The 13,046-nt window shown below is 73.9% G+C and carries 9 protein-coding genes; 2 read left to right on the forward strand and 7 right to left on the reverse strand.

Going from position 1 to position 13,046, the window contains the following annotated elements:
- Window positions 1–226: 226 nt before the first annotated feature.
- Both ACFYVL_RS13310 and ACFYVL_RS13315 read left to right on the forward strand, forming a co-directional pair.
- On the forward strand, window positions 227–664 hold the full coding sequence (locus ACFYVL_RS13310; RefSeq protein WP_389244213.1) for an ATP-binding protein: 438 nt from the start codon (window positions 227–229) through the stop codon (window positions 662–664).
- Window positions 665–1,233: 569 nt separating this feature from the next.
- The gene (locus ACFYVL_RS13315) at window positions 1,234–3,756 is read left to right on the forward strand and encodes a SpoIIE family protein phosphatase (protein ID WP_389244215.1); all 2,523 of its coding nucleotides are present in this window, start codon (window positions 1,234–1,236) and stop codon (window positions 3,754–3,756) included.
- 103 nt (window positions 3,757–3,859) lie between these two features.
- Here the strand turns inward: ACFYVL_RS13315 and ACFYVL_RS13320 are convergent, their stop codons facing one another.
- From ACFYVL_RS13320 to ACFYVL_RS13350, 7 genes are all read right to left on the reverse strand, one after another.
- Complete coding sequence (locus tag ACFYVL_RS13320) at window positions 3,860–4,570, reverse strand: PspA/IM30 family protein (RefSeq protein WP_389243911.1); 711 nt, start codon at window positions 4,568–4,570, stop codon at window positions 3,860–3,862.
- Between the two features lie 61 nt (window positions 4,571–4,631).
- Window positions 4,632–6,821 (reverse strand): TPM domain-containing protein, encoded by a 2,190-nt coding sequence (locus ACFYVL_RS13325; protein WP_389243913.1) that lies wholly within the window; start codon window positions 6,819–6,821, stop codon window positions 4,632–4,634.
- Window positions 6,822–7,033: 212 nt separating this feature from the next.
- Window positions 7,034–8,155, reverse strand: coding sequence for a LacI family DNA-binding transcriptional regulator (locus ACFYVL_RS13330; RefSeq protein ID WP_389243915.1), 1,122 nt, complete (start codon window positions 8,153–8,155; stop codon window positions 7,034–7,036).
- A 40-nt stretch (window positions 8,156–8,195) separates the two neighbouring features.
- Window positions 8,196–9,068 carry an arylamine N-acetyltransferase gene (locus ACFYVL_RS13335; protein WP_389243917.1) on the reverse strand — a complete coding sequence of 291 codons (873 nt, stop codon included), beginning with the start codon at window positions 9,066–9,068 and terminating at the stop codon, window positions 8,196–8,198.
- A gap of 85 nt (window positions 9,069–9,153) precedes the next feature.
- Window positions 9,154–9,939, reverse strand: a complete 786-nt coding sequence (locus ACFYVL_RS13340) for a succinate dehydrogenase/fumarate reductase iron-sulfur subunit (RefSeq protein WP_389243919.1) — start codon at window positions 9,937–9,939, stop codon at window positions 9,154–9,156.
- Window positions 9,936–11,927, reverse strand: a complete 1,992-nt coding sequence (locus ACFYVL_RS13345) for a fumarate reductase/succinate dehydrogenase flavoprotein subunit (protein ID WP_389243922.1) — start codon at window positions 11,925–11,927, stop codon at window positions 9,936–9,938. The genes ACFYVL_RS13340 and ACFYVL_RS13345 overlap by 4 nt, the downstream gene beginning before the upstream one ends.
- Window positions 11,927–12,793, reverse strand: a complete 867-nt coding sequence (locus ACFYVL_RS13350; RefSeq protein ID WP_389243924.1) for a hypothetical protein — start codon at window positions 12,791–12,793, stop codon at window positions 11,927–11,929. The genes ACFYVL_RS13345 and ACFYVL_RS13350 overlap by 1 nt, the downstream gene beginning before the upstream one ends.
- Between the last annotated feature and the right edge of the window lie 253 nt (window positions 12,794–13,046).

A 13,046-nucleotide genomic window follows, 5' to 3' on the forward strand; every position in this document is an offset into this window, starting at 1 on the left:
GGGTCCGCGGGGGCCCGTGGGGCATGGGGGGCCGCGAAGGCCGCCCCGCCCCCTGTGAGGGGGCTGAACGGGGCAATGGGGGCGCGGCGCACGGGCGAGTCCGTACGCCGTTCGTGCCACAGTGCGCCCACTGCGGGGATAGCCGGGCTCCGATATCGGGTATGTGCTGATTAACCCCCCGAAATTGGACGTTCCTCTTTGGGGTCCGCTGCTGCTGCTCTGGGATGTGGTCGGCGTGCTCGACACTGACGGCGCCTGCGCCGAGTGGACCTTTCCGGCCGAACCCAACGCGGTCCGCACCGCACGGCACGCCGTGGGCGACACCCTGCACGACTGGGGCCTCGACGAACTGTGCGACGTGAGTGTGCTGCTGGTCAGCGAGCTGGTGACCAATTCCCTGCGGTACGCGTCCGGACCGATCGGTGTTCGGTTGGTGAGGCTCGACACCAGGGCGCGCGACACCGGAACCGCCGGCACCGCGGCTGCCGTCCTGCGGGTGGAGGTCTCAGATCCGCTTCCGGATCCGCCCCGCGAGCGGGCGGCGGGGCCGGACGACGAGGGAGGGCGCGGAATACAGCTGGTGGCCTGCTCGGCACAGCGCTGGGGGACCCGGCGCGGAAAGACCGGTAAGACGGTGTGGTTCGAGCTGGCTCTGCCCGGTTAGAAGTGTGGAGGGACTGACACGATCACGACGGCGCCCGGCAGGACGTCGGTCAGGCGACGAACCAGGCCGAAAAGGGCCCAGTGGACGCCGGGAGGACGTCGCGATCGTGAACGCCGTGCCAGCTGGGGCCGTAGTGCTGAATACTGCGGTCAAGGCCGGTTCCGGTGAGGTGAGCTGGAGGGGACGGTCGTGTGAACGAGATACCAGCGGAGAGGCGGCGGCCCGGAGCCGACGCCTTCGGTGCTTCCCGTGCGAACGGTGCCGGGGACGTCGAGGGCGTGGCCGGCGGCCCGGCCGCTGCCGGTGCTTCCGGCGCTCCGGACGTGGCGCGGGGCGGTGACCCGGCGGGTCTTCCGCGCGCCACCGCCACCCCGCGTGCCGCCGCCCCGGGCGCCGCGCACACCCCGGGCGGCGGAGCCGAAGGGGCCGGTGCCACCGGCCCGGACCGGGACCCGGCGACGGGCCCGGCGGCGGGCACGCCGCACCCGGCCGGCCGCCCCGGGGCGGCCTCGCCGGGCACCACGGGTGCCGCGGGGCGGACCCCCGGCCTGCCGCCGCAGGGCCGTGCCCTGTGGCAAAGCAGTCCGCCCGGCTCCGTTTACGACTACATCCGGCTGGCGTCCTTCTCGCTCGGCGCCGACGGTCTGGTCGAGCAGTGGAGCAGGCGGGCCGAGGAACTGTTCGGCATCTGCGCGCGGGACGTCGTGGGCCGCGACCCGGTCCAGGTCTTCCTGCCCGAGCACCACCGCGCGCGCGGCCACCACGAGGTGGCCGAGATCCTGGACGGCAAGGAGTGGACGGGCCTCGTCCCGTTCCGGATGCCGGATTCGGCCGCCGGTGCCGGTGGTGCCGAGGGGATGGCCGAGATCTATGTGATGCCGAGCGAGACCGCGACCGGCGAGCGCGGCGCGCTCTGTCTCGTGGTCGACGTCACCGCACTGCGCCGGATCGAAACCGACCTGGCCGCTTCGCAGGCCATTTTCGGACAATCCCCCTTCGGGTTCCTGCTCTTCGGCACCGACCTCACGGTCCAGCGCACCAACCGGCGCTTCGCCACCGTCTTCGGCGGCGCCGCCGAGGACCACCGGGGCCGTACGGTGCACGACTACCTGGCCAGGCCGGAGGCCGACCGGGTGGCCGACGCGCTGGCCCGGGTACTGGCCACCGGCGAGTCCATCACCGACATACAGATCACCGGCACCGAACCCGGCTCCACCGAGCGCCGCCACTGGTCGGTCAACCTCTACCGGGTGCACAGCGGCTCCGGCCGCCCCGTCGGGGTCGCGGGCCTGGCCACCGACGTCACCCGCCGCCACCGGGCCGCCCGCGAGGCCGCCGACGCCCGGCGCAACCTCGCCCTGCTGAACGAGGCGGGCGCCCGCATAGGGAACTCCCTCGACCTGGAGACCACCGCCCGCGAACTCCTCGACGTCGCCGTCCCCGGCTTCTGCGACCTCGCCTCCGTCGACCTCTACCAGGGGCTGCTGACCGGCGACGAGGCCCCGCCCGGCGTCACCGACGGCAGCGCCGAGCTGCGTCGGGTCGCCTTCGCCAGCGCCGTGTCCGACGCACCGCTGGCCGCACCCGGCTGCGTGGGGCCCGGCGAGGACCCGGCGGAGGTCACGGTCGGCTCCGTCCACCGCTACCCCTTTGGCACCCCCTGCGCGAAGGCGCTGCGCACCGGACGGGCCAGGGCGGTGCACGCTGACGACGGCGAACTGGTGCACTCCACGCTCGCCGTGCCGATGGTCGCCCACGACACCGTCATCGGGCTCGTCCAGTTCTCCCGCACCAAGGGCAGCGAGTCCTTCGGCGAACGGGACCGGGCGCTGGCCACCGAACTGGCGTCCCGGGCCGCCGTCTGCATGGACAACGCCCGCCTCTACCGCCGCGAGCACGAGCGCGCGCTGATCCTCCAGCGCAGTCTGCTGCCGCCCGGCGACCCGGAGGCGGCGGGCCTCGACATCGCCTGCCGCTACCTCCCCGGCAACACCGCCACCGAGGTCGGCGGCGACTGGTTCGACGTCATCGAACTGCCCGGCCACCGCACCGCGCTGGTCGTCGGCGACGTCATGGGGCGCGGACTGCGCGCCGCCGTCGCCATGGGCGAACTGCGCACCGCCGTACGCACCCTGGCCCTGCTCGACCTCGAACCGGCCGAGGTGCTCTCCGCGCTGGACGAGATCGCCCGGGGCCTGGGCACCCCGAGCGGCGCCCAGCACGCCTCCCGGGCCGCCCACAAGTCCCGCGACGCCGACCTCTCCGAGGTGTACCTCGCGACCTGCGTCTACGCCGTCTACGACCCGGTCACCCGCCGATGTACGTTCGCCAACGCGGGCCACCTGCCGCCGATAGTGGTCGAGCCGGGGGAGGAGCCGCTGCTCCTCGACGTACCGCCCGGGATGCCGCTCGGGGTGGGAGGCGAGCCCTTCGAGGAGGTCGAGGTCGAGCTGTCCGAGGGTTCGCTCCTCGCGCTCTACACCGACGGCCTGGTCGAGTCGCGCGAACACCCGCTGGACGAGGGACTGCACGATCTGCGCACGGCGATGAGCGGCCCGGTGCGCCCCCTGGAGGACGTCTGCGACCACGTCCTGACCACGCTCGACACCCGGCACGGCGAGGACGACATCGCCCTGCTGATGGCCCGCATCCAGGGGCTGCCCGCCGAGGCCGTCGGCGACTGGCGGCTGCCGCGCGAGCCGCGCTCGGTGGGCCGGGCCCGCGAACTGGCCCGCGCCCAGCTGGTCTCCTGGGACCTCGAAGACCTGGTCGACACCACGGAACTGCTGGTCAGCGAGCTGGTGACGAACGCGCTGCGGTACGGCGAGGGCGAGATCAGACTCCGGCTGCTGCGCGACCGCACCCTGGTCTGCGAGGTGTGGGACGCCGGACTCGTCCAGCCGAGGCGGCGCCGCGCCCGCGACACCGACGAGGGCGGCCGGGGACTCCAGCTGGTCGGGCTGCTCAGCGCGGCCTGGGGCGCCAGGCGCACCCCCCGGGGCAAGACGGTGTGGTTCGAACTGCCCCTGCCCGACGGCGAGTCCCGGACCCCGGCCGAGCTGAGCGTGGAGCAGCTGCTGAGCATGTACTGAGCGGCCGTGCCCTCCCGGGCGGCCCGACGAGCCCTGCTCGGGCCGGGGCGCCCGGGGTGCTGCGGGCCGAACCGAGCAGGGCCACCGGGCCCCGCTCGGCCGCTCAGCTGTTCTTCAGCGCGGCCAGTCTGGCCTCGATCTCCGCGGCGTCGCCCAGGCTGTCCAGCTCCTCGAACTGGGCGTCCAGCGACGAGGCGGCCAGCTCCTGCTTGCCCATCGCCCGTGCCTCCTCGCGCCGTACCTTCTCCTCGAAGCGGCTCAGCTCGCTGGTCGGGTCGAGGACGTCGATGTTCTTGACGGCGTCGCTCATGGTGTTCTGCGCGCGGGCCGAGCCGGCGCGGGCCACCAGTTCGTCCCGCTTGGCGGTCAGTTCGGTCAGCTTGGTCCGCATCTTGGCCAGGCCGTCCTTGAGCCCCGCGACCACCTCGGTCTGCGCGGCGATCGTCGGTTCGGCGGTCCGGGCCTCCTTCTCCGCCCGCAGCTGCCGTTGCAGCGCCACCTTGGCGAGGGAGTCGAACCGGTCGGCCTCCTCGGCGGAGCTGCCCGCCCGCAGCTCGTCGGCCTTCCGGCTGGCGGCGACCGCCTTCGCGCCCCACTCGCGGGCGGCGTCCACGTCCTCGCGGTGGTCCTGCTCCAGGAGGCGCAGATTGCCGATGGTGCCGGCCACGGCCTCCTCGGCCTCGGCGATGTTGCCCGAGTAGTCGCGGATCAGCTGGTCGAGCATCTTCTGCGGGTCCTCGGCCTGGTCGATGAGGGCGTTGATGTTGGCCCTGGCGAGCTGGGTGACGCGGCCGAGGACGGACTGCTTGGACATCGCGGTCTCCTTGAGGGGGTCGTGGTGAGGGTGGGGCGGTCGATCGGTGTCCGGTACGTGGCTAGAAGCGGCCCCCGCCGCCCCGGCGGCCCCGGGTACCGCCGCCGCCGAAACTGCCGGGGCCGCCGCCGAAGCCGCCCCCGCCTCCTCCGCCGAAGCCTCCGCCGCCGTAACCGCCGCTGCCACGGCCGCCGTTGAGGATGCCGCCGAGGATGATGCCGCCGAGGACCGCGCCGCCCTGGCCGCCGCCCCGGCTGCCGCCGAAGCCGCCGGGACCGGACGGGCCGCCGTAGCCGCGTACGTCCTGCTGGGCCAGGTCCTGGGCCTGGCGTGCCAGGGAGTCCGCCTGCTGGGCCTCGGCGAGCGCGCCGGAGGCGTCGTCGCTCCCGGCCAGGGCGGCGGACCGTTCCAGGTGCCGCTGGGCCTCGGCGAGGCGGGTGCGGGCCTGGCTGCCGACGGCGCCGCGGTGGGTGGTGATGTAGTCGGCGGCGGCACCGATGGCGGCGCGGGCGGTCAGGGTGGCCTGCCCGAGCAGGTCCCGGGCGCGGCGGGCCGCGCTCTCCTGCTCGCGCGTCCCGGCCAGGGCCTCGTCGAGCGCCGCGTCCGCCTCCTCGACCCGGCGCAGCGCGTCGATCGGGTCGTACCGCCCCGCCCCCACCTCTTCCCGTACGTCGCGCACGACGGCCTCCGCGCGGGCGATCCGGCCCCGCAGGTCCCCGGTGCCGGTGCCCGGCGACGTACCGCCGAGCAGTCCCCGGGCATCGGCGAGGTCGGTCTCGGTCTCGGTCAGCGCCCCCTCCAGCTGGCCGGCGGCCTGCGCCAGTTCCAGGGCTCGGCGCTCCACCGCGTCGACCAGGGTGGCCGCCTGGTCGACGGCGCCCTCGGTGGCGCGCACGAAGACGGCGGCCCCGCTGTTGTCGCCGGCCACGAGGGCCTGCCTGGCGGTGTTGAGGCTGGTGGTCGCGAAGACGAGGCGGTCCTTGGCCTGCTCGACGTGCCCGGCCACGGGGGCCGCGGCGGAGTCGGCGTACCGGCCGGTCATCGCGGTGAGGGTGGCCTCGGCGGTCGCGGTGCGGCCGGTCAGGGCGCGGAAGGAGGACTCGACGGCGTCCAGCGCGGCGGGCGCGTTGCGCTCCAGCTCGCGCAGCCGGTCGAAGGCGGCGGACTCGGCGTCCAGCCGGCGGTTGGCCTCGGCGCACCGGGCGAGGATCTCCTCCAGCATCCGCCGCTTGGCCGGATCGTCCTCGGGCGTGGCGTCGTCGAGCTGCTGCCGGATCCGGAACGCGGCGGTCAGCTCGCCCTTCGCGTGCGTGAGCGCGTCGCTGAACGGGCGGGCTGCCTCCTCGCCGAACTCGGCGGTGGCGAAGCCGAGTTCCTCCTCGCTGGTGCGGACGGCGTCGTCGGTGGCGACGAGGGCCTGCTTGGCGAGGCGGTCCAGTTCGGGGAGGGGAGTGGGGGCGGGGCCGGGCTGCCGGGCCGCCGCGCCCCCGGCCCGCCCGGTGCCCGCCGGGCCGCCGTCGCGCGGTCGCCTGCGCCGTCGGTAGGCGTACGCGGCGAGCGCGCCCGCACCGCCGATCGCGACGACCGGCAGCACCAGGTCGCCCGCCCCGCCGCCGTCGGCCCCGGAGTCCGGGTCGCGGGGGCCGGGGGTGAGGGTGGGGGTGGGGACGGGGGTGCCGGAGAGCACGGCGGCGTACCCGTTCGCGGCACCGATGGCGGCGCCGGCCCAGTCGTTCTGCCGCAGGGCGGGCTTGACGGCGGTGCCGGAGACCTCGGCGAGCTGCGCGTCGGTGAGGCGGGACTCGTTGTCGACGGAGTAGGCGAACTGCCGGTCGTGGGTGGCGACGGCGAGCAGCACGTCGTCGCGGCCGAGGCCGTTGCGGGTGGCGGTGGCGTCGGCCCAGCTCTGGGCGGGGCGGCCGGAGAAGTCACGGACGTAGACGACGAAGAGCTGGAGACGGTGGGTGGTGTAGAGCTGTTCGAGTGCCGTGGCGACGGCTCCGCGCGAGTTGCCGAGGGCGCCGGCCCGGTCGGTGATCTGGCCGTCGGTGGAGAGGGGGCCGGGGTCTTCGGCGGGGAGGGTGCGGGGGTGGTGGGGCGTGGAGTGCGTGGCATGCCCGCCTGGGCCGGCCTGCGCCTTCTGCACCGCGAGCGCGTCCGGAGTTCCGGTGAGGCACCAGGCGGTGGCCGTCGCGCAGAGGGCTGCCGCGAGGGCGCCGGGTATCCGGGTACGACTCTGGGGAGGCGTCACACGGGGAGGCTATGCCGGGGGTGTGGGGGCCGCGACCTGGGCGGGGAGGGGTCCGCTGCGCGGGGCCTTCCCCCACCCCGCCCCTTCCCGAAACCGGTGCTCCGCCCCGGACCCCGTGCGGCGGGCCCTCCGGGGCCGGGTGCCCGTCCGCGGCTCGTACGTGCCCGCTCGCGCAGTTCCCCGCGCCCCTGAAGGCGGTCCCCGGTCCGGGATTACGCGCAGCCGCAGCTGCCCCGGTGTGCCGTCCTCACCGGCAGCATCAGCGACCTCGGTTCCAGGTCCGGTTCCGCCAGGCGTCTGACCAGGAGTTCCACCGCCTCCTCGCCCAGGCGCCGCATCGGCTGGCGCACCGTGGTGAGGGAGGGGCGGACCGCGCGGCCCAGCGGGATGCCGTCGAAGCCGGTGACGGCGATGTCCTCGGGGACGCGGATGCCCCGGCGTTCCAGGGCGTGCAGCGCGCCCACCGCCATCTGGTCGTTGGCGAAGAGCATCGCCTGCGGCGGTGCCGTCCCGGCCGCCGCCGCCCGGTCGAGGAGCGCGTCGGCCGCGCGCGAGCCTTCCGCCAGGGTCATGTCGCCCCGCGCGTCCGGCTCCGCCGGGACCGGCAGTCCCGCTTCCCGGCAGGCCCGCCGGTACCCCCGGAAGCGGGCTTCCGCGTCCGGGGAGCCGGGCTCGCCGCCGACGAAGGCGAGCCGGGTCAGACCGTGGCCGGTGACGAGGTGGCGGGTCAGCTCGCGCAGCCCGTCCTCGTTGGCGACCTCTATGTGGTCGAAGTGGTCCCGCTCGCGGGGGCCCGCCAGCATGACGATCGGCAGCCGTCTGCCGATCAGCTCCAGGTCCTCCGTCGGCACGGTCCGCGCGAGGACCGCGAAGCCGTCCACCCGGCCCGCCACCTGCGCGACCAGGCTCTGCGGGCCGTCCTCCAAGGAGGCGGCGATCAGCAGCGCGTACCCGTGCCGGCGGGCGGCCCGCTCCATGCCCCGGATGACCTGGTCGCTGTAGAGCGTGGCGGCGGCGTCGTCCTCGTCCGGGCCCTCGCCCTCCCGGTAGCCCTCCTCGACGGCGGGGTCCGCGTGGTCCGGGAAGCACAGGCCGAGGACGCCCGTCGTACGGCTGGCGAGGCCGCGGGCGCTTCCGCTCGGTACGTAGCCCAGCGCGCGCGCCGCCTCCACGACCCGCTCGCGGGTCCGCTCCCGCACCGCCTCGGGGCTGCGGTAGACCCGCGACACCGTGGCGATCGACACGCCCGCCTTCTCCGCGACGTCGTACACCGTGGGGACACGCACCCGGACCGTCCGCTCGTTCAGGGCCCGCGCCCACCGGCGCAGGAGCATGCGGGATGACGAGGCGGGCTCGTCGTGGGCGGCGAAGCTGTCAGGAAGTCGAGAGCTTGTCGATCAGCAGCTTCGCCTCCTGCTCACTCTGCTCGATGCCGAAGACCTCTGCCAAGACCCCGGGCACCTCGCCCGGCGTCAGCTCGCGGGTCTCCGGCGGGAGCGCGGAGCCGGGGCGGGTCGTGGTGAGGGTGAGCCGGTCCAGGACGTGCTTGCGGTCCGTGTGGGTGCGCTGCACGTACAGCCGGGTGGTGAAGGGCGAGTGGGGGCTGGTGGCGACGAAGTGGTTCGCGGTGCGGAAGTCGACCGGGTACTGCGGGGTGAGGGTCGTGGTGTGCCGGACCATCCAGCCGTTCCCCTCGCGGTCGGTCTCCGGGCCCGTCGCCGGCTGGTGCAGCGCCCAGCCCAAGGCGCCCGGGGTGACCTCCTGGTGGCGCAGCCAGTACCGCCAGCCGTCCTGCTGGACCTCGACGCCCGCCGGGTCCTCCACCATCTCGACCGGCTCCAGCATGCTCGTACCGAAGCCGACGTCGCACAGCCACCGCCGGCCGTCCTCGAACTCCACCACCAGCATCGCGTGCGTCTGGGGCAGCAGCTTGTCCGCGGGGGCGCCCATCACCACCCGGCCCTGCACGGCGACGAAGCGGTAGCCGAAGGACTCCAGGAGCGCCGCGAAGAGGGTCACGTGCTCGTAGCAGTAGCCGCCGCCCCGGCCGGTGATCATCCTTTCCTGGAGCGTGCCGAGGTCGAGGGGGGCCTCGCCGTACAGGTACGAGGAGAGGTTGTGCCAGCCCAGCGACAGGACGTGTCCCCGGTGCAGGGACCGCAGGTTGTCCAGGGTGGGGGTGCGGTCCCCCGCGTACCCGATCCGGGCGAGGTAGCTGTCGACGTCGAGTTCTGCGCTGCTCCACATGGTCATGCTGGATGCAGCGCGCGGTGCGCCGGGGCTATTCCGGCCCCGGCCGGCGCCCGCGCCCCGTTCCGCCCGGCCGCCCCGGCTACTCCGTGCGCCGCCGGATCTTGTTGCCGAGCCACACCAGCGGGTCGTACTTGCGGTCAACCGCCCTCTCCTTCAAGGGGATCAGCGCGTTGTCGGTGATCCGGATGTGCTCCGGGCACACCTCCGTGCAGCACTTGGTGATGTTGCAGTAGCCGAGCCCGTGGTCCTCCTGGGCCGACCTCTTGCGGTCCAGGCCGGACTCGGCGGCGGCGTCCAGCGGGTGCATGTCCAGCTCCGCGACCCGCATCAGGAAACGCGGTCCGGCGAAGGACGCCTTGTTGTCCTCGTGGTCGCGCACCACATGGCAGGTGTCCTGGCACAGAAAGCACTCGATGCACTTGCGGAACTCCTGCGACCGTTCCACGTCCACCTGCTGCATCCGGTACTCGCCCGCCGCGACGCCCTCCGGCGGCACGAAGGCGGGCACCTCCCGCGCCTTCGTGTAGTTGAAGGACACGTCCGTCACCAGGTCCCGTACGACCGGGAAGGCGCGCAGCGGGGTGACGGTGATGGTCTCGGACGGGGAGAAGGTCGACATGCGGGTCATGCACAGCAGCCGTGGCCGGCCGTTGATCTCCGCGCTGCACGAACCGCACTTGCCCGCCTTGCAGTTCCAGCGGACGGCGAGGTCGGGCGCCTGGGTGGCCTGGAGGCGGTGCACGATGTCGAGGACGACCTCGCCCTCGTTCACCGCCACCTGGTAGTCCGCCAGGCCGCCGCCCTCGGGATCCCCGCGCCAGACGCGGAAGTGGGCGACGTACTTGGCGGACGGCGACGTGGTCACTCGTACAGCTCCTCTTCGGCGAGGTACTTGACCAGCTCCTCCTTCTCGAAGAGGGCGAGCAGGTCCGGGCGGATGGGTTCGGCCGTCGTCCGTACGAGCTCGATCTGGCCCCGCACCGGATCGGTGGCGGCAAGGCCGCCGGTCGGGTCGGCCGGGCGGCAGAGCAGGTTCACCGGGCGCCAGGCGGAGTCCATGGCGGGGAAGTCCTCGCGGGTGTGACCGCCGCGGCTCTCGGTGCGCTCCAGGGCGGCGCGGGCGATGCACTCGCTGACCAGCAGCATGTTCCGCAGGTCCAGGGCGAGGTGCCAGCCGGGATTGAACTGCCGGTGGCCCTCCACCCCGGCGCGGCGCGCCCGTACCCGCAGCTCGGCCAGCTTCTCCAGGGCCTGCGTCATCTCGGCCTCGCGGCGGATGATGCCGACCAGGTCGTTCATGGTCTGCTGGAGCTCCTGGTGCAGGGTGTACGGGTTCTCCGGCGGGCGGCCCGGCACGCCCGCCTCCTGCCGGGCGTCCCGCGCCCCGGCCGGGCCCTCCGCGCTGAACGGGCGCAGCGCCTCCGCCGCCGCCGCGTCCACCTGGGCCTCCTCGACCCGCGGCCTGAGCTCCCCGGCGTGCTCGGCGGCGTACTGGGCGGCGTGCAGCCCGGCGCGGCGGCCGAAGACCAGCAGGTCGGAGAGGGAGTTCCCGCCGAGCCGGTTGGAGCCGTGCATCCCGCCGGCCACCTCGCCCGCCGCGTACAGGCCCGGCACCCCGCGGGTGGCCGCGGTGTCCGAGTCGACGGCGATGCCGCCCATCACGTAGTGGCAGGTCGGGCCGACCTCCATGGCCTCCGCCGTGATGTCGACGTCCGCCAGCTCCTTGAACTGGTGGTACATCGACGGCAGCCGCCGCCGGATGGTCTCGGCGGGCATCCGGGTGGAGACGTCCAGGTAGACGCCGCCGTGCGGGGTGCCCCGACCGGCCTTGACCTCGGAGTTGATGGCGCGGGCCACCTCGTCGCGGGGCAGCAGTTCGGGGGGCCGGCGGTTGTTGTCCGGGTCCTCGTACCAGCGGTCGCCCTCGGCCTCGGACTCCGCGTACTTCTCCTTGAAGACGTCCGGGACGTAGTCGAACATGAACCGCTTGCCGTCGGAGTTGCGCAGCACGCCGCCGTCGCCCCGGACGGACTCGGTGACCAGGATGCCCTTCACCGAGGGCGGCCAGACCATCCCGGTCGGGTGGAACTGCACGAACTCCATGTTGAGCAGCGGCGCCCCGGCGAGCAGGGCCAGCGCGTGGCCGTCTCCGGTGTACTCCCACGAGTTCGACGTCACCTTGAAGGACTTGCCGATGCCGCCGGTGGCGAGGACCACGCTGGGGGCCCGCAGGACGAAGAAGCGCCCCGACTCGCGCTCGTAGCAGAAGGTCCCCGAGACCCGTCCGCCGGCCGTACCGGAGTCCTCCGCCTCCTCGGTCAACACCCTTGTGACGGTGCATTCCTGAAAGACCTTCAGCCGAGCTTCGTAGTCGCCCGTGAGCGCGAAGTCCTCCTGCTGGAGCTGGACGATCTTCTGCTGGAGGGTGCGGATCAGCTCCAGGCCCGTACGGTCGCCGACGTGCGCGAGGCGCGGGTACTCGTGGCCGCCGAAGTTGCGCTGCGAGATCCGGCCGTCCGGGGTGCGGTCGAAGAGGGCGCCCCAGGTCTCCAGCTCCCACACCCGGTCGGGGGCCTCGCGGGCGTGCAGCTCCGCCATCCGCCACTGGTTGAGGAACTTCCCCCCGCGCATGGTGTCGCGGAAGTGCACCTGCCAGTTGTCGCCCGCGTTGACGTTGCCCATGGAGGCGGCGATGCCGCCCTCCGCCATCACCGTGTGCGCCTTGCCGAACAGCGACTTGCAGATCACGGCGGTACGGGCGCCCTGCTCGCGGGCCTCGATCGCCGCGCGCAGTCCGGCGCCGCCCGCGCCGACCACGACGACGTCCCAGTCCTGGTGTTCCGGTTGCGTCATCAGAAGAACCTCGGGTCGTCGAAAGCGCCGGACGCGATCAGGTACACGTAGAAGTCGGCGAGCGCGACGCTGATCAACGACGCCCAGGCGAGCTGCATATGACGGCCGTTCAGCTTTCCGACCCAGCCCCAGAGCCGGTAGCGCACCGGGTGCTTGGAGAAGTGCTTGAGCCGGCCGCCGATGATGTGCCGGCAGGAGTGGCAGGAGACGGTGTACGCCCAGATCAGGACGATGTTCACCAGGAAGACCAGGGTGCCGAGGCCCATGTGGCCCCACTCGTAGTTCTCGTCGCGGAACGACAGGACCGTGTCGTACGTGAGGATCCCGGCGACCAGCAGCGCCGCGTAGAAGAAGTAGCGGTGCATGTTCTGCAGGACCAGCGGGAAGCGGGTCTCGCCGCTGTACTTCTTGTGCGGTTCGGCGACCGCGCAGGCCGGGGGCGACGCCCAGAAGCCCCGGTAGTAGGCCTTGCGGTAGTAGTAGCAGGTCAGCCGGAAGCCGAGCGGGAAGATCAGGATCAGCAGGGCGGGGGAGAGCCCCCACCAGCTGCCGAAGATCTCCCAGTTGGGGCCGCCCTTCATCGGTACGCAGTTCTCCGCGAGGCACGGGGAGTAGAAGGGCGAGACGTACGGGGCGGCGTAGTAGTCCGCGTTGGCGAAGGCGCGCCACGTCGAGTAGACGACGAAGGCGAGGAGCCCGGCGGCGGTCAGCGCGGGGGAGAGCCACCAGCGGTCGGTGCGCAGGTGGCGGGCGGATATGGCCGCCCGGGTCGCGCCGTGCACGCCGGTGCCGGGGGGCCCGGAGGTGCCCTGTGCGGGCGGGCGGGTGCCGGTGGCTCGGGGGGTGGGGTCGGTGCCTGTGGCCAACTTGGGCTCCAGCGGGGCGGGGGTTGGAGGGGGTGTTCGGGGCGGGGGGGGGTGATGCGGCTTCGGCGGGGGTGAACGGGGCGACCGGGGCGTCCGGGCCGGGGCGGGGGTGCGGGGCCGCCGGGCCGGGGCGGGGTGAGGGTGCGGGTCCGCCGGGGCCGGGGCCGGGTTGTGCGGCTCCGCCGGGGGCCGCCCCCTTGCCCGCCCGTTCCGCCCCCGGGGGGCGGCCCCGCCGCCCAAGGGGGCGGGGGCG

Source organism: Streptomyces sp. NPDC004111 (assembly GCF_042874215.1).
In the GTDB taxonomy this organism is placed as follows: domain Bacteria; phylum Actinomycetota; class Actinomycetes; order Streptomycetales; family Streptomycetaceae; genus Streptomyces.